Here is a 16,153-nt window from a genome sequence, read left to right as displayed (position 1 = left end):
CGACGGTACGTTCGGCGGATCCTGAGCCTCAGAGATTGTGGATCGATGAGGATTAGACCTCGATCGAACAAGCAGTGGAAGTCTTTGTGTACGAGGAAGCCGTCAGCGATCTTATGTTCCACCGACTGAGGTGTGGGGGTGTTGTTGGCAGGCGTCGAGGGCTATCGGCGGGTAGGCATTCCGTAGAAGATGCAATCCCCACAGTGATTGGGTGCGTACCCAGCGATAGCGGGTCGTGACTGTCTTACTTCTCGGATGCTCGTACCCATTGAGCTATTTCGTCGACAGCCGTTGCGACGTCATCGTGTTCCCACACTACGATTAGGTTCCATCCGCTGGCTAGTAGGAGGTCCCGCTTCCTAGCGTCGCGTTCGATGTTTCCGACGATCTTTGCTGCCCAGAAACTAGAGTTATGTGTCGCGGGGCGGTGATGGGCGGGGCAGCCGTGCCAGAAACACCCGTGAACCTCGACGGCGAGACGGATGCGGGGAAACGCGATGTCCACCGTCATCCTTGATTCCGGTATCAGGCGCGCGTTCACGCGATACCGCAATCCCCGCGCATAGAGAGCCTGACGTAGCGCAATCTCGGGGGCGGTATCCCGTGCGCGGTTCGCCCGCATTACATTGCGCACTGCCGGCGATGACGCCCAGGAGGGCTTGGACATAGAACATTTTGCAACAGACAGTCGTCCGTAATCCAGCGAGCCTCACTCGATCGTCGTGCCCTCACGTTAGGGTGAACACTTGTGCGATCGGTAGAGCTGTTCGCGGGGGCGGGAGGTCTCGCGCTCGGGTGTGAGTTAGCGGGCTTTAAGACGGTTAGGGTTGTGGAATGGGATCGCTGGGCGTGTGACACGGTCCGACAGAACAAGAACGTCGGCTACCCGCTTGTGCGCAACTGGGATGTGGTTGAAGGTGATGTGCGGGCCGTCGACTGGTCCGATGTAGGTGGCCCGATAGACCTGCTGGCAGGTGGCCCACCATGTCAACCATTCAGCATCGGCGGGAAGTCGCGTATGGCCGATGACTCCCGCGACATGTTCCCCGCGACCGCTGAGGTTATCCGTCAGCTTCGCCCACGAGCCTTTATCATCGAAAACGTGCGGGGTTTGACCCGCGCAGCATTCGCTAATTACTTCGAGTACATAAGACTTCGTCTCGAGCACCCCGAGCTAACTTCGCGCGTAGATGAGATCTGGACGGACCACTTGCATCGTCTGCAGCGTGAACACACGTCGCAAGATGCGGGGGAACTGACCTACAGGGTATTGCCGACGCTAGTAAATGCTGCGGACTTCGGAGTCCCGCAGCAAAGATGGCGGGTGTTCCTCGTTGGGTTCCGCAACGATGTCCCCGCAGAGTGGTCGTTCCCAGACGCGAGCCATTCGCGTGCGACATTGATGCATTCTCAGTGGGTGACCGGCGAGTATTGGGATCGCCATGGGGTGGCGAAGAAGGATCGACCACAGGTGAGGGCCTCGACCTTGCGTGCGGCTCAGAAGGCAGCGGACGGCGAGTTGGAGTTGCGCCCGTGGCGCACCGTGCGCGATGCGTTGCTGGGCCTCCCCGAACCCGACTCGAACGGCAGTTACCATCACCTAAACCATGTACTGCAGCCAGGCGCGCGCTCCTACCCCCCAGGGCACACGGGGAGCCTCATCGACTTGCCTGCGAAGGCACTTAAGGCTGGAGACCACGGCGTGCCTGGTGGGGAGAACATGCTGCTACGTCCTGACGGGTCCGTCAGATACTTCACCGTGCGCGAGTCTGCCCGGTTGCAGACGTTTCCGGATCGCTACGAGTTGCACGGTGCATGGACAGAAACGATGCGCCAGCTCGGCAATGCTGTCCCGGTGCTTTTGGCGCAGAAGGTAGCGGGGTCGGTCGCTGAACACTTAGCTGAGGCTTCCGTGCGTGAGCAGTTGGAACAACGTAGGAGATTACGTAGATCCAATCGGCAGGCATCGGCGTGACCGAACCATTCAATCCGCTGGGGATGGAGAATCTCGGCTCAAGCGTCGCCGCTGCCTTACTCGCTGCAGATCAGACTTTGTTGACGGACGTCCCGGCGTTCTATGGCGCCGGAGTCTATGCGATCTACTATCATGGCCCGCTTGATTTGTACGCTCCGCTAGCGGCGGCCGGAGCCAATGGCGCGGCCGCACCGATTTACGTCGGCAAGGCGGTACCTAGGGGTGGACGCAAAGGTACTGACGTTGAGCATGGGACCAGATCACGGGCGCTCGTCGGGCGGTTACGCGAACACGCCAACAGCATCGAGGCCGCAACGGATCTCGAAAAAGCAGACTTCTCCTGTCGCTGGCTCGTGGTTGAACCGATCTGGATTCCCCTAGGGGAAAGCGTAATCATCTCCCGTTTTGCGCCAGTGTGGAACGTGATCGTGGACGGCTTCGGCAATCATGACCCTGGCGTTGGGCGTATCGCTGGGATGCGTACTCGTTGGGACACTTTGCATCCAGGGCGCGCGCGGGCAGAAAACTACCCGGCCCGCCCAGAGACGGCTGCTGACATCGCGGTCGAAACAACCGAGTATCTAGCGCAGCGCTATCAAATCTGATAGCCCTGGGCGATGGGTTAGATCGTCAAGGGAGGAGACGGATGCTCGCCACTCACACGACGAATCCCGCGCCTTTTATGCCGCGCTGATACCCTCCGAGGACGGTCTGTTGGGGACGCAGGGGAGGCGCGCGACCGGCCGGCAACGAAATACGCCTGGTAGAGCAGAGATGAGATTAGTGCGCGGCGGAGAGATCAAGGCCCTCACGGGGCTTCGCATCATCGCCGCGCTCTGGGTTGTGCTCTTCCACTTCCGGCCCCTGCTGGAGGATGCGGTCCCCGGATTCCGGTCCGCGCTGACCCCCGTTCTCGACTGTGGCGCCCAAGGTGTTGACCTCTTCTTCATTCTCAGTGGGTTCGTGCTGACCTGGAACTACCTCGACAAAATGGGCGATCGCTGGTCAACCCGCGAGACGCTGCACTTCCTGTGGCTGCGTCTGGCCCGGGTGTGGCCCGTGTACCTGGTCACCATGCATCTAGCCGCGCTCTGGGTCATCTTCACCATGCATGTCGGACACATACCGCCCAAGGACGTTAACGGATACGACGCCATGAGTTACGTGCGCCAGCTCTTCATGGTGCAGCTGTGGTTCCGTCCGTACTTCGACCTGTCCAGCTGGAACGGTCCGGCGTGGTCGATCAGCGCTGAATGGCTGGCTTACCTACTCTTCGGCGGACTGGTCCTTGTCGTCTTCCGGATGGCGCGCGCGACCCGCGCCCGCAGCCTGATGGTTCTGGCCGTGGTGGCCTCGCTGCCGCCTGTCATCATCCTGCTGCTGACGGGGCAGTTCTACACACCGTGGAGCTGGTTGCCGCGCATCGTTATGCAGTTCACCGCGGGCGCCCTCGCGTGTGCTGCGGTGAGCAGGCTGCGGCTCACTCACCGTTCCCGCCATGTTGCCGGCTACGTGGCGATCGCGATCATCGCGGCGATCGTGGGCTCGCTGTATTTCCTGGATGCCCACCCGATCTCCGGAGTCACCGACAGCAGCGGGGTAGTGGACGTGCTGTTCGTACCGCTGGTGATGGCGCTGGCGGTTGGCATCGGCCCGCTACCCACACTGCTCTCCACGCGCATCATGGTCTACGGCGGTCAGATCTCCTTTGGGCTGTACATGGTGCATGAGCTCGTGCACGTCTCCTGGACATGGGCCACCAAGCAGTTCGAACTCTCACTGACCGACCCTGGCGGCGGTTGGATCGTGATCGGCTTGATTGCGCTCTCTGTAGTGCTGTCCATGGCGCTGTATCACGGCGTGGAGGAACCCGGACGGCGCTGGATGCGCCGGATGATCGGCGTCACCAAGCCCGCGATCACCGATCACCATGTTCCGCACAATGGCCATAAACACCAGGTGCCCGCGGATGTGACGGATCCCGATCGGGAGCCGGTGTCGACCGGTGTAACGAGTCGATAGTTTCAAACGAATAACGCTGTGCCGCAGCCGGGTTTGAGGCCCCCTAAAATGCTGGGGACAGTGGAGGTAGCAGTGGTTCGTCTGGCGGCGATTGTCATCGCATTCGCGTTTCTCTTCGGTGTGGCTGCCCCGCAGCCCGCGCCGGTGCGCCCCTACCGACTGGCCTACTTAGGTTCCGGACTGAACCATGTCGCGGTGGTCAGCGATTCGTACACCACCGGCACCAAGGAAGGCGGCCTGGGCGCCAAATCGTGGACATCGCTGGCGTGGCGGATCTTGGGGCGCGAAGGTGTCCGCATCAACGCTGACGTCGCCGCCGAAGGGCGTGCCGGATACGGCGTGCGCGGTGACCACGGCAGCGTCTTCGCCGACCTCACCGACCGGGTAGTGCGTCCCGACGACGAGCTGGTGGTGTTCTTCGGTTCGCGCAACGACCAGGATGTCGATCCGGACGTGTATGCCGAGGCGACCCGTCGCACGCTGGCGTCGGCACGGCGCACGGCGCCGGCGGCCAAGCTGCTCGTGATCGGCCCACCCTGGCCGACGGCCGACGTACCCGACGTGGTGCTGCAGCTGCGCGACATTCTGTACGGCGAGGCCCATGCGATCGGTGCGTCGTGGGTGGATCCGCTGGCCGAACGCTGGTTCGTTGGACGCCCGGAGTTGATTGGCTCGGACGGCGTGCACCCCAACGATGCCGGGCACGCCTACATGGCCGACAAGATCGCCCCGCTCATCGGTACCCGGCTGACCCGTCGGCTCTGAGAGTAGAGTCCAGGCATGACGCGGATCGTGTGGGTGACCGGAATTGCCTTGGCAGCGTTCGCTTTTACAGGCTGTGGTTCACCATCGACGGAGCAAAAACCCGTGTCCACGTCGGCCGCGCCATCCGCGCCATCGCTCCCCGAGTCTTCGCACAAGGTGGTGCCGCCGGGCGGTGTCTACTGGAATCCGGTGACCCAGCAGCCGGAAGAGAAGCCCACGCAGATCGTGCTGACCCCCGCCGACGCCGGAGACATGCTTGTCGACATCACCTGGGACAGCTGGACGCAGCAGCAGGCCACTGGAAAGGCAGTCCGCGCGACCAAGGACTGTGTCCCCGACTGCGCGACGGGCGGAACAACCCGTCGGGACGTCACGCTGACCTTCCAGGACTCGAAGGCGCTTCCCGATGACGCAGGCTGGTGGCAGTTCACCAAACTGGTGATCACGGGCAGCGACGGCAAGTCCGAAACCATCGATATGCCCATGACCGCGCAATAGGAGCGCGCTAGTCGGCGATCACGTCCAAGGTGCCAAATAGCGTGAGCCCCGCAGCACGAGCCAGCTCACTGGACGCAACGTTGTCCACCTGGCAGCGGTACTGCGGCTCGTAACCCCGAGCACACGCGTACCGGAACACGGCACGCACCAGCTGCCGGGCGTGGCCTCTGCCGCGGAATATCGGCAGCGTCAGCACTCCGAGGTCCATGATCGCCGCGCCCTCCCACTGATAGATGCTGGAGACGGCGACGAGGCGGCCGTTGTCGAAGGAGCCGAACACCGCCCAATGACCCAGCTCCACTTGGGCGTTGTCCAAATCATCCACCGAGGCAACCGATTCGAATGCCGAGAAGATTGCTTTGTCGTCGGCTGTGAGCTGACGGACATCGCCCGTGGGTACCTCGGCCACGAGTGCATCGCGCGCATCGTTGGTGAAATAGAAGAGGTTGTCCGCCCCGTGCATTGCGATGCCTGCTTTACCTGCGCTTGCCCAGAAGTAGGGCTCCGAAAGATTCTGTGCACCATCGATTCCCGCGCGCTCGGCGAGTTCGGGGACGAGGGTGATGCTGGTCTTACGGTCGACCGTCTTGAGCACCATCAGCCGACTGTCCTCATCGAGGTCGGGGCAGACGGCGAGTTGGAAATCGTCGTCGGTGTGCAGGACGGTGCCCCGGCCAAGGTAACCATGCCAGAAGTCCGTGATGATGGGGGAAAAGTCGGGCATCGGCTCTATCTTCTTGAAGGTAATCGGTTATGGCACAAACGGATCCAGAGTAGAGACCGTGCTGAAGCGGTGCCACCGAATATCGTGGTGCGCCCAAATAATCAGGCCGCCCACGTCCCGAAGGACACAGGCGGCCTGATCTGTGTGCAGTTCTAGGGCGTCAGCCCATCAACGACGTCAGCAGTGGGTTGCCCGAGGTCTCGGCCCGCTTCTCGGGGTCGGTGCAGTCCTTCCACTTGCCGTTCTCCAGCACGAACTCGCGCTGCTGATTGGCGGTCACGTCGTGGCCCTGAGCGGTGACCCCGGCGGTCGCCGTCGGTCCGGTGACGTTGATGTCGTGGACGTCGTAGGTGACGCCGGACAGCACCTCCTTGGCTGCCGCGCGGAACGACGAACGGTAGGCCTTGTCGTCATTGTTCTGGATCGCGGTGGTCAGCGCCTGGGTGGTCGGCCCGGAGACCCCGGCTGCCGACGCCACGGCGCTGATCATGCTCGGCCCGTACCCAGCGACCTGACCGATCGGGGGGATCTGATCATCAGCAGACTTCGAGGCGATCGTGCCCCGGTACTTGTCGCAGAAGAATGTCGAGAGGGTGGCGTTGTCGAGCGACTTGATGGCCGAAGCCTCGCCCGAGATGATCTGCCGGATCTGCTGGTCATCGGCGGGTGCGGCGGCGGCCAGCGCCGGTCCGCTGAGGGCGGCCGCCAGCGCGATCACACCGGCGCCCACAAGGCGATTCTTCATGTAAAGCTCCCATTCGTCGGGTTTTGTCAAACCTTACCGAAAGAAATGTCGTGTGCTTCCGCTTAGCTGTTACCGGTACATAGCGACCAGGAGCACCACCGCTGCCAGCAGGCCGATCAGCATGACGGCCTTGCGCAGCTTCCAGACGATAAGCACACCGATAGCGATGGCCGCGAGGGCGACAGGATTCGACGCGAGTTCAGAGACGGCCATGCATCCACCATGTCACGGCGGCGGGAGTCCCAGCCGGTCCGCCATGCTGATGAAAAAAGGCCCGACCGGGGAATTCCTGGTCAGGGCCTTACTTCCAGCGTCGGGGTATTCGGCGCTATGCGCCTCCTACCCCTTTCCTCGCCTCAGGTGAACGAGCACGCTCGTTCACCTCTCAGCTCAGTCGGGGTGGCGGGATTCGAACCCACGACCTCTTCGTCCCGAACGAAGCGCGCTACCAAGCTGCGCCACACCCCGCTTTGAAGCCAGGCAAGGGTATCGCATCGAGGGCTTCGGTCGCGAATGCGTTGACTCGCGTGCGCACAAACCGGATGTGACGTGCCCTTATCGTCCCGAGGCTAACCCCACCGGCCGGTGTTCTCGAACTCGGCCAGACGCTCCGTCGGGGCCAGCAGATCGAATCCCTGCTCGGCGACCCAGGCGTCATCGAAGTAGGTGTCGGCATACCGGTCGCCGGTGTCGGCCAGCAGTGTCACCACCGAGCCGGGGACACCGTCCCGCACCATTTCCGAGATCACCCGGAACGCGCCGGACAGGTTGGTTCCCGTTGACGCACCCACCCGACGGCCCAGCACGGTGCTGGCATGCCGCGTGAGCGCCACCGACTCCGCATCGGGTATCTGCTCCATACGGTCCACCACGGTGGGCAGGAACGAAGGCTCGACGCGAGGACGCCCGATGCCCTCGATACGCGATGAAATCCCGGTCACCACATCATGTCCGGCGATGTAGGACGGGTAGAACGCCGAGTTATCCGGGTCCACCACACACAGTTTGGTGGGGTAGCGGCGATAGCGGATGTACCGTCCGATGGTTGCGCTGGTGCCGCCCGTGCCGGCCCCGACCACGATCCACGTTGGCAGCGGGTGCTTTTCGTAGTGCATCTGGGTAAAGATCGATTCGGCGATGTTGTTGTTGCCGCGCCAGTCGGTGGCACGTTCGGCGTTGGTGAACTGGTCCAGATAGTGTCCACCGGACTCGTCGGCGAGCCGCTGTGCCTCGGCATAGACCTGCTGTGCCTGATCGACGAAATGGCAACTGCCGCCTTGAGACTCGATCAGGGCGATCTTGCTGGGACTGGTCGAAGCCGTCATCACCGCGATGAAGGGCAGCCCCAGCAGCTGCGCGAAGTAGGCCTCGGACACCGCGGTCGAACCGGACGAGGCCTCCACGACCGTGGTGCCTTCCCGGATGAACCCGTTACACAACGCATACAGGAAAAGTGAACGCGCCAAACGATGTTTCAGGCTGCCGGTGATGTGAGTGGACTCGTCCTTGAGATACAGCTGCACATCCACGGTGTCGGCCCAGGCCGCAGGCAACGGGTACCGCAGCAGGTGGGTATCGGCGCTACGACGGGCGTCCGCCTCGATCAGCCGGACCGCGTTATCGGCCCACGTGCGGCTCACGTCACTGCGCGGTGGCGCTGGGCAGCCGGTCGCCGGATTCGGCGTCGGTCCCTTGGCCGTCGATGCGCGCAGGCACCAGGGTCAGCAGCGTCGCCTCCGGACGGCAGAAGAACCGCATCGGCGCGAATGGCGATGTGCCAATACCCGCCGACACGTGCAGCTGCATATGCGAACCCCAGCGCGACGGACCCTTCACCCGGGAACGATCCAGTTCGCAGTTGGTGACGATCGCTCCATAGAACGGCAAGCACAGCTGCCCGCCATGGGTGTGACCGGCCATCACCAGCTGGTAGCCGTCCTCGGCGAAGCGGTCGAGTACCCGCGGCTCGGGCGAATGGGTCAGCCCCAGCCGCAGTGTGGCCAGCGGATTCGGCATTCCGGCGATGGTGTCGTAGCGGTCCCGGTGCAGATGCGGGTCATCGACTCCGGCGGCCGCGATCCGCACCCCGCCGACCTCCAGCTCGTGCCGAGTGTGGGTCATATCGTGCCAGCCGCGCTCGGTAAATGCCGCGCGCAGATCCTGCCACGGCAGCGGTTCCCCGTGCTTGCGCTCATCGCTCTTGTACAGGTATTTGGCGGGGTTCTTCAGCCGCGGGCCGAAGTAGTCGTTGCTTCCGAAGACGAAAAGTCCTGGGACCGAGAGCAAATCCCCCAGGGCCTGCACGACGGAAGACACCGCCTTGGGGTGGGCCAGGTTGTCGCCGGTATTGATCACCAGGTCCGGCTGCCACTGCGCCAGCTCGCGCAACCAGGCCTGCTTGAGGTGCTGGCCGGGCCGCATGTGGATATCACTGATGTGGAGCACCCGTAGCGGGGAGGCGCCGGGGTCGAGTACATCCATCGTTGCTTCGCGGACGGTGAACGCGTTGCGTTCGATGATCGACGCGTACCCGATGCCAAGCGCGGCCGAACCTGCCGAATAAGCGGCCGCTCGCTTGATAACCGTGTTGAACGACGTGTTCATCATCCGAGAGTAACTCCGAAAGCTGAGTGACCCTTGATCACCAGCGCAAAACGTGGCGAATTTCTCGTCGTGAACGGCGTGCGCGAAGACGGGCAGCTAGCTCACGGGGGCGGCGCCAGCACCGGCACGGTGATCGGCGGCAGGCCGGGGATATTGACGACCGTCGTCGTCATCTCGCCCGGTGGGCCGCCCAGGCCCGGAATGACGATAGGCGGCGGCGCCGGCGGGATGCCGTTACTCAGCAGGATGGTGACGGTCGAGCCCGGGATGGTTGTTCCAGATGGGCTGGTGCCGACGACCTCGTTGAACGGCGCGGTGCTGTTCACCACGCTGGCTTGGTCGGCCACCTTGAATCCGGCCTTCTTGAGAACGTCACGTGCCTCGGATTCGCGCAGTCCGTTGATACTGGGCACCTTGGAGCCAGGACCTCCGTCGACGTACCGCGGTTCGGTGGGAGGCAGGGCCGTAGGGCCGTAGTTCTCGGCGATCGGTTTCATGGCTTCGAACCAGGCCCGGGCGGGCTCATTTCCGCCGTACAGGTTTCCGTCGCCGCACTTGCGCAGCGGGAAGGAACACAGGTCGCCGGGAGAGGTCGAGTCGTCGAAGATGTAGCTCGCCGCGGCCAAGTTGTTGGTGAATCCCAGGAAGGCCGAAGACCGGTGCGCTTCAGTGGTTCCCGTCTTACTGGACAACGGCAGGCTCCAGCCGACCGAGCCTGCCGAGCCTGCGGCGGTGCCGCCGGGCTGATCGTCCTTACTCAGCGCGTTTGCGAGGGTGTTGGCGAGCCCGGTGGGTACCGCCTGCTCGCAGGCCTCGGTGGTGGTCGGGACCTCTTTGCCGTGGCGGTCGAAGACTTTGTCGATCGGATTGGGTGGGCACCACTTGCCGCCAGAGGCCAAAGTGGCTGCCACATTGGATAGTTCGAGGGCGTTCACCTGGATGGGGCCCAGTGTGAACGAGCCCAGGTTGTACTTCTTGATGTAATCGGCCAGGCTCTCGTCGCCCTCGGGGTCATAGGGCTTGGCGGTGCCCGCCTGCGCGTAGGAACGCATGCCCAACTTGACGGCCATGTCGACCGCCTTGGACACGCCGATCGACTGAATCAACTTGGCGAACGCGGTGTTTGGCGAGGTGGCCAGGGCGTCGGTGACGCTCATCGGGGAACGGTAGTTACCGACGTTCTTGACGCACCAGGTGTCCTTGGGGCAGCCCTTGGTGCCGTCGCTGCTGCCGAGACCCTTGGCCGAGAAGGTGGGCGGTACATCGAGCACGGTGTTGATGCCCATGCCCATATCCATGGCGGCGGCGACCGTGAAGATCTTGAAGATCGATCCGGCGCCGTCGCCGACGAGGGAGAAGGGCTGCGGCTGCATCGTCTCGTTGGCTGCGCCATCCAGTCCATAAGTGCGACTGGATGCCATGGCCATGATGGGGTGGCTGGTCTGTCCCGGCTTGATGACGCTCATGACATCGGCGACACCGTTGAGACCCGGATCGGCGACGTGGGAGACCGCCTGTTTCACCGAGTTCTGCACATCGGGATCCAGGGTGGTGCGGATGAGATATCCACCCTTCATCACCTGGTCCTTGCTGATACCCGACTTGGCCAGGTAGTCGAGCACGTAGTCACAGAAGAACGCACGGTCTCCGGCGGCTATGCATCCGCGCGGCAGCTCATTGGGCTGGGGCAGCACACCGAGGGGTTGCGCCCTGGCCGCCACCAGTTCGGCCTTCTTTTCCGGGGCATTGGCGATCATGGTGTCGAGCACCAGGTTGCGGCGGGCCAGCGCACGTTCGGGGTTGACGTAGGGATTCAGCCCGGAGGTGGACTGCACCATGCCCGCCAGCAGCGCCGCCTGTTGCCAGTTCAGGTCCTTGGCGTCGACGCCGAAGTAGGTCTGTGCGGCATCCTGCACACCGAACGAGTTGTTACCGAAGGACACCAGGTTCAGGTACCGGGTCAGGATCTCCTGCTTGGTAAAGGTGCGGTCCAGCCGCAGCGCCATCCGGATCTCGCGCAGCTTGCGCGCGGGGGTGGTCTCGATGGCCGCCTTGCGTTCGGCGTCGGTCTTGGCCACCACCAGCAGCTGGTAGTTCTTCACGTACTGCTGCTCGATGGTGGAACCACCGCGGGTGTCCTCGTCACCGGAGGCGTATCCGGCCAGGCCGCCGAGCGTGCCCTTCCAGTCGACACCGTTGTGCGAGGTGAACCGCTTGTCCTCGATGGACAACAGGGCCAGCTTGATGGTGTCGGCGATCTGATCGGCGGGCACCTCGAATCGCCGCTGCGTGTAGAGGTAGGCGATCTTGTTGCCCTTGGCGTCTTCCACGGTGGTGACCGCAGGTACCTCGCCCTCGAGCAGCTGGGTGGACCCATTGGCCACCACATCGGAGGCGCGGTTGGACGCCAACCCGAAGCCGCCCGCGAGGGGGAACATCAATCCGGCCAGGATGACCGCCGCGATAAGCCCGCATCCCGCGAGCTTCGCGAGGGTCACCGACTCGGGCGGGCGTTCTGGCATAGGCACAGGGTACGTGGCCTCCGCAGAGGTGTCTGCCGGTAGTTGATCGGTAACGCCGGGCCCCGGCGGGGCGATGAAAAAGACGTTGTCGGCACAACCGTCCCAAAAAATTCGGATCAGGTGTTGCGTTGAAGATCTCTGACCACTAACTTGATCTCACGGTGTGATTCAAGTTACACACCAAGCGGAGTGTGGCCCACGCCTCTTATGGGCCGCTAGTGACAGAAGGGATTGCCAGTGTCAGCTTCACGGCCAGCCATGAGTGCGTTGCATACGGCGGTATCAATCGATGGTGGAGAAGCGCGCATTGCCTGGGTTTCACAGGCCAGATGCAGACAAGGCGACCCTGACGAGTTGTTCGTCCGCGGGGCAGCGCAGCGCAAGGCAGCAGTGATCTGCCGGCACTGCCCGGTCATGATGGAATGCGGCGCCGACGCGCTGGACAACCGCGTCGAGTTCGGTGTGTGGGGCGGACTGACCGAACGGCAGCGTCGCGCGATGCTCAAGGCTCACCCCGAGGTGGATTCCTGGGCCGACTTCTTCGCCGCGCAGCGCAAGCACAAGAGCGCGGTCTAACTAGTTCTTTTCGTCGAGTGTCGACTTCTCGGGTTGTTCTCCTGAACATCCGCCCGAGAAGTCGACACTCGACGTGTATCTGGGGTTAAGAGGCGACGCCGGTGATCTGATCGGCGATCGCGCGCAGCGCATCCACGTCGGACACATCGAACGGGAGTGAAGGCACCCCGACGATCGGAACCGTGGGATTGGCGCTCGTAAACCGCGACAGCAGCCGGATCTCCCGCTTGGCGGTGGCCGCGCGCTCGGCATGAACCCGCAGCACCGCCGCCGGCAGGCTGTACTCGCCCGACTCTTCGAGGTTGTCCGCGACATCGACGGCGCGCTCGACGGTCAGGGTCGACAGCGTGGGATGAGTGCGGTTGAGGATGAGGCCGGCCAGCGGCATGCCCTCCTGGGTCAGCCGCTCGACGAAGAAGGTGGCCTCACGCAACGCATCGGGTTCGGCGGCCGACACCACGACGAACTGGGTGCTGCGTCGGCGCAACAGCTCATAGGTGCGGTCAGCCTTCTCGCGGAATCCTCCGAACGTGGAGTCCAGAGATTGCACGAACATTGAAGCGTCGGAAAGTAATTGCGATCCGAGGACCGTCGACAGCGCTTTCATCGCCAGCCCGACGGCTCCCGTGACGATCCGGCCCAAGCCGCGGCTGGAGCCCAGCAGCATCTTCCAGAGGCGTCCATCCATGAAGCTGCCCAACCGCTTTGGTGCGTCCAGGAAGTCCAGTGCGTTACGCGACGGCGGGGTATCCACCACGATCAGATCCCATTTGTCTTCATGGAGAAGCTGTCCGAGCTTCTCCATGGCCATGTACTCCTGTGTGCCCGACATGGAGGTGGCGACGGTCTGATAGAACTTGTTGTCCAGAATCGATTGTGCGCGATCGGATCCCGCGTGCTGGACCACCAACTCGTCGAAGGTGCGACGCATGTCCAGCATCATCGCGTACAGCTCGCCCTTGATGCCCTCGATGTGTACCTGCTGCGGGGTGTTACCGAGCGCTTCGATGCCCAGCGACTGCGCCAACCGGCGGGCCGGGTCGATGGTCAGCACCACAACGGTGCGGCCGTACTCCGCGGCCCGTAGCGCGACCGAAGCGGCCGTGGTGGTCTTGCCGACACCACCGGCCCCGCAGCAGACCACGACGCGGTTCTTGCGGTCTTCGAGGATGGCCGCCATGTCCAAGACGGCAGGTGTGTTGCTCATCGGACTCCCTGCTCGGCCAGGCTCTCGGCCAGTTCGTAGAGGCTGCCCAGGTCGACGCCGTCGGCCAGGGAGGGCAATTCCAGTCGCGGTATCTGCAACTCGCCGAGTAGTTCCTCGCTCTCGGCCCGTGCCCGCATCCGGGTCGCGTGCTCGATGGTCTCGGTGAGTAGACCGGCGAAGTCGGCGTCGGAGATGGTTACGTTGTTATCGGCCAATGCCTTACGAACCGCGTCGGCGTCAATGACACCTTCGGCGGCCTTGTCCAGATCTGCCGGCGACAGATGCGGCACCACGGTTCGGTTGACGATCACACTGCCGATCGGTAGGCCCATCCCGCTCAGTTCGGCGATGGCCTCGGCGGTCTCCTGCATGGGCAGAGCCTCAAGCAGAGTCACCAGGTGGATGGCCGTCTGATCCGAGTGCAGCAGCTTGCGCACACCCTCGGACTGCGAGTGAATGGGTCCGCCCTTGGCGATATCGGACAGCGCCGACGTCACATCGAGGAAGCGGGCGATCCGGCCGGTGGGCGGGGCGTCGACCACGACGGCGTCGTACACATGCCGTCCGGACTTGTCGACGCGGACGATGCATTCCTTGATCTTTCCGGTGAGGATGACATCGCGCAGACCCGGCGCAATCGTGGTCGCGAACTCGATGGCGCCGATGCGCTTCATCGCACGCCCGGCCAGGCCGAGGTTGTAGAACATCTCGAGGTACTCCATGAACGCCGTCTCGATCTCGACAGCGAGCGCGTTCACTGCTCCGCCGCCCTCGGCGGTGGCGATCTTGAGTTCCTTGGGCGCCAGCGGAGGTACGTCGAAAAGCTGGGCGATGCCCTGCCGGTTTTCGACCTCGACCAGCAGCACCTTGCGGCCGCCTGCGGCGAGCGCCAGGGCCAGGGCCGCGGCGATGGTGGACTTTCCAGTCCCGCCCTTGCCGGTCACAAAGTGCAGTCGCGCATTCGCGACTCGCGCGGGCCAGGCGTTGGCTGAGGTCCCTGCGTCGTCGTCAGGGGAAGTGTTCACCACGCACGCATGCTAACTGTCCACGATCGAACCGATGTCAGAACGTCTGTGCTTGTCTAGGGTTGCGGGTATGACCGAACGCACCGTATGGGAGTACGCCACCGTCCCGCTGTTGACACACGCCACCAAACAGATCCTGGACCAGTGGGGAAGCGATGGCTGGGAGCTGGTGAGTGTGCTGCCGGGGCCCACTGGTGAACAGCATGTCGCCTACCTGAAGAGGTCGAAGTGAGCACGCATAGCGCCCGGCTGGCCGAGCTGGGAATCGAGCTGCCCGCCGTCGCCGCACCCCTGGCGGCGTACCAGCCCGCGGTGCGCAGCGGCAACCACGTCTATACCTCCGGACAGCTGCCCATCGTGGACGGCAGTCTGGTCACCGCCGGAAAGGTCGGCGCCGAGGTGTCCCCGGAGGACGCCAAGGCCCTGGCCCGCATCTCTGCTCTCAACGCCGTCGCCGCAGTGGACGCACTTGTCGGGATCGACAACGTCGTGAAGGTGGTCAAGGTCGTCGGATTCGTCGCATCGGCATCGGGTTTCACCGGTCAGCCGGGCGTGGTGAACGGGGCATCGGAGCTGCTGGGTGAGGTGTTCGGAGACGCGGGTGTGCACGCGCGCTCGGCCGTGGGGGTCGCGGAGCTGCCGATCAACGCCCCGGTGGAGGTGGAGATCATCGTGGAGGTCACAGCGGAAGCATCCGCCTGATGACCCATCCCGCCTACGGGCAGCTGCGTCCGGTCACCGAAACCGCTTCGGTGCTGCTGGCCAACAACCCGGGGATGATGACGCTGGAAGGCACCAACACCTGGGTGCTGCGCGCCCCGAGCAGCGATGAGATCGTCATCGTCGACCCCGGCCCGGGTGTCGCCACCGGTGACCCCGATGTACACGTCGAGGAGCTGGCGAAAATCGGCAAGGTGGCACTGGTTCTGGTGAGCCATCGGCACTTCGATCACACCGGCGGCGTCGACAGGCTGGTCGAACTGACCGGTGCGCCGGTGCGCGCGGCGGACCCGGCCTGGCTGCGCGGCGATTCGGTGGCCCTGACCGACGGCGAGCACATCGACGTCGCGGGCTTGTCCATCTCGGTGCTCGCCACACCCGGGCATAGCGACGACTCGGTGTCCTTCGTTCTTGACGACGCGGTGCTGACCGCCGACACCATCCTCGGGCGGGGTACAACCGTCATCGCGCAGGACGGTGGAGGCCTCGGTGACTACCTGGAGTCGCTGAAACGTCTTGAGGGCCTGGGTAAGCGCACCGTGCTGCCCGGCCACGGTCCGGAGTTGGGTGACTTGTCGGCGATATCGGCCGAGTATCTGGCACATCGCGAGCAGCGTCTCGACCAGGTGCGCGGGGCGCTAGCCGCACTGGGTGAGGATGCCTCGGCTCGGCAGGTCGTCGAATTCGTCTATACGGATGTGGACCCGTCGCTGTGGGGCGCCGCGGAATGGTCGGTGCAGGCGCAGCTGGACTACCTGCGCGCCGTCTAG

The 16,153-nt window shown here is 63.7% G+C and carries 18 protein-coding genes and 1 tRNA gene; 9 read left to right on the top strand and 10 right to left on the bottom strand.

Annotation, left to right across the window (positions count from 1 at the left end; all coding sequences use genetic code 11):
• Positions 1–244: 244 nt before the first annotated feature.
• The gene (locus tag AOT87_RS11125) at positions 245–667 is read right to left on the bottom strand and encodes a very short patch repair endonuclease (RefSeq protein WP_057970092.1); all 423 of its coding nucleotides are present in this window, start codon (positions 665–667) and stop codon (positions 245–247) included.
• Between the two features lie 81 nt (positions 668–748).
• Between AOT87_RS11125 and AOT87_RS11120 the strand changes: the two genes are divergently transcribed.
• The 5 genes from AOT87_RS11120 to AOT87_RS11100 all read left to right on the top strand — a co-directional run bounded on the left by AOT87_RS11120 (position 749) and on the right by AOT87_RS11100 (position 5,260).
• Entirely contained in the window at positions 749–1,975 is a 1,227-nt protein-coding gene (locus tag AOT87_RS11120; protein ID WP_057970093.1) for a DNA cytosine methyltransferase, read from the top strand.
• On the top strand, positions 1,972–2,580 hold the full coding sequence (locus AOT87_RS11115) for an Eco29kI family restriction endonuclease (RefSeq protein ID WP_057970094.1): 609 nt from the start codon (positions 1,972–1,974) through the stop codon (positions 2,578–2,580). The genes AOT87_RS11120 and AOT87_RS11115 overlap by 4 nt, the downstream gene beginning before the upstream one ends.
• 178 nt (positions 2,581–2,758) lie before the next feature.
• The gene (locus AOT87_RS11110) at positions 2,759–3,997 is read left to right on the top strand and encodes an acyltransferase (protein ID WP_057967182.1); all 1,239 of its coding nucleotides are present in this window, start codon (positions 2,759–2,761) and stop codon (positions 3,995–3,997) included.
• 72 nt (positions 3,998–4,069) lie between these two features.
• Entirely contained in the window at positions 4,070–4,762 is a 693-nt protein-coding gene (locus tag AOT87_RS11105) for a GDSL lipase (RefSeq protein WP_057967190.1), read from the top strand.
• 15 nt (positions 4,763–4,777) lie between these two features.
• The gene (locus tag AOT87_RS11100) at positions 4,778–5,260 is read left to right on the top strand and encodes a hypothetical protein (RefSeq protein WP_057967181.1); all 483 of its coding nucleotides are present in this window, start codon (positions 4,778–4,780) and stop codon (positions 5,258–5,260) included.
• Positions 5,261–5,267: 7 nt separating this feature from the next.
• Here AOT87_RS11100 and AOT87_RS11095 read toward each other — a convergent pair whose 3' ends face one another.
• From AOT87_RS11095 to ponA2, 7 genes are all read right to left on the bottom strand, one after another.
• Positions 5,268–5,984: a GNAT family N-acetyltransferase gene (locus AOT87_RS11095; protein ID WP_057967180.1), complete on the bottom strand. Its 717-nt coding sequence runs from the start codon at positions 5,982–5,984 to the stop codon at positions 5,268–5,270.
• Between the two features lie 160 nt (positions 5,985–6,144).
• A complete protein-coding gene (locus AOT87_RS11090) occupies positions 6,145–6,729 on the bottom strand; it encodes a hypothetical protein (protein ID WP_030095914.1) in 585 nt (194 codons plus the stop codon).
• A 69-nt stretch (positions 6,730–6,798) separates the two neighbouring features.
• Complete coding sequence (locus tag AOT87_RS29040; protein ID WP_030095913.1) at positions 6,799–6,942, bottom strand: hypothetical protein; 144 nt, start codon at positions 6,940–6,942, stop codon at positions 6,799–6,801.
• A 181-nt stretch (positions 6,943–7,123) separates the two neighbouring features.
• A tRNA-Pro gene (locus AOT87_RS11085) sits at positions 7,124–7,197 on the bottom strand.
• A gap of 101 nt (positions 7,198–7,298) precedes the next feature.
• The gene (locus tag AOT87_RS11080; RefSeq protein ID WP_057967179.1) at positions 7,299–8,369 is read right to left on the bottom strand and encodes a PLP-dependent cysteine synthase family protein; all 1,071 of its coding nucleotides are present in this window, start codon (positions 8,367–8,369) and stop codon (positions 7,299–7,301) included.
• Position 8,370: 1 nt separating this feature from the next.
• On the bottom strand, positions 8,371–9,333 hold the full coding sequence (locus AOT87_RS11075) for a metallophosphoesterase (protein ID WP_030095911.1): 963 nt from the start codon (positions 9,331–9,333) through the stop codon (positions 8,371–8,373).
• A 101-nt stretch (positions 9,334–9,434) separates the two neighbouring features.
• Positions 9,435–11,855, bottom strand: a complete 2,421-nt coding sequence (gene ponA2, locus AOT87_RS11070) for a transglycosylase/D,D-transpeptidase PonA2 (RefSeq protein ID WP_057967178.1) — start codon at positions 11,853–11,855, stop codon at positions 9,435–9,437.
• Positions 11,856–12,113: 258 nt separating this feature from the next.
• Here ponA2 and AOT87_RS11065 point away from each other — a divergent pair, with 258 nt between their 5' ends.
• The gene (locus tag AOT87_RS11065) at positions 12,114–12,431 is read left to right on the top strand and encodes a WhiB family transcriptional regulator (protein ID WP_030095909.1); all 318 of its coding nucleotides are present in this window, start codon (positions 12,114–12,116) and stop codon (positions 12,429–12,431) included.
• 85 nt (positions 12,432–12,516) lie between these two features.
• Here the strand turns inward: AOT87_RS11065 and AOT87_RS11060 are convergent, their stop codons facing one another.
• A complete protein-coding gene (locus tag AOT87_RS11060; protein ID WP_030095908.1) occupies positions 12,517–13,638 on the bottom strand; it encodes an ArsA family ATPase in 1,122 nt (373 codons plus the stop codon).
• Positions 13,635–14,663, bottom strand: a complete 1,029-nt coding sequence (locus AOT87_RS11055; RefSeq protein WP_044104955.1) for an ArsA-related P-loop ATPase — start codon at positions 14,661–14,663, stop codon at positions 13,635–13,637. Before AOT87_RS11055 ends, AOT87_RS11060 begins: the two co-directional genes overlap by 4 nt.
• Before the next feature lie 70 nt (positions 14,664–14,733).
• Between AOT87_RS11055 and AOT87_RS28335 the strand changes: the two genes are divergently transcribed.
• From AOT87_RS28335 to AOT87_RS11045, 3 genes are read left to right on the top strand one after another with little or no spacing between them, the layout of a single operon-like run.
• A complete protein-coding gene (locus AOT87_RS28335; protein WP_044104864.1) occupies positions 14,734–14,895 on the top strand; it encodes a DUF4177 domain-containing protein in 162 nt (53 codons plus the stop codon).
• Positions 14,892–15,365 carry a RidA family protein gene (locus tag AOT87_RS11050; protein ID WP_030095906.1) on the top strand — a complete coding sequence of 158 codons (474 nt, stop codon included), beginning with the start codon at positions 14,892–14,894 and terminating at the stop codon, positions 15,363–15,365. The genes AOT87_RS28335 and AOT87_RS11050 overlap by 4 nt, the downstream gene beginning before the upstream one ends.
• Complete coding sequence (locus AOT87_RS11045; protein ID WP_057967177.1) at positions 15,365–16,153, top strand: MBL fold metallo-hydrolase; 789 nt, start codon at positions 15,365–15,367, stop codon at positions 16,151–16,153. The genes AOT87_RS11050 and AOT87_RS11045 overlap by 1 nt, the downstream gene beginning before the upstream one ends.

Source organism: Mycobacteroides sp. H003, from assembly GCF_001440135.1.
In the GTDB taxonomy this organism is placed as follows: domain Bacteria; phylum Actinomycetota; class Actinomycetes; order Mycobacteriales; family Mycobacteriaceae; genus Mycobacterium; species Mycobacterium gwanakae.
This window is presented reverse-complemented; position numbering and strand designations above follow the sequence as displayed.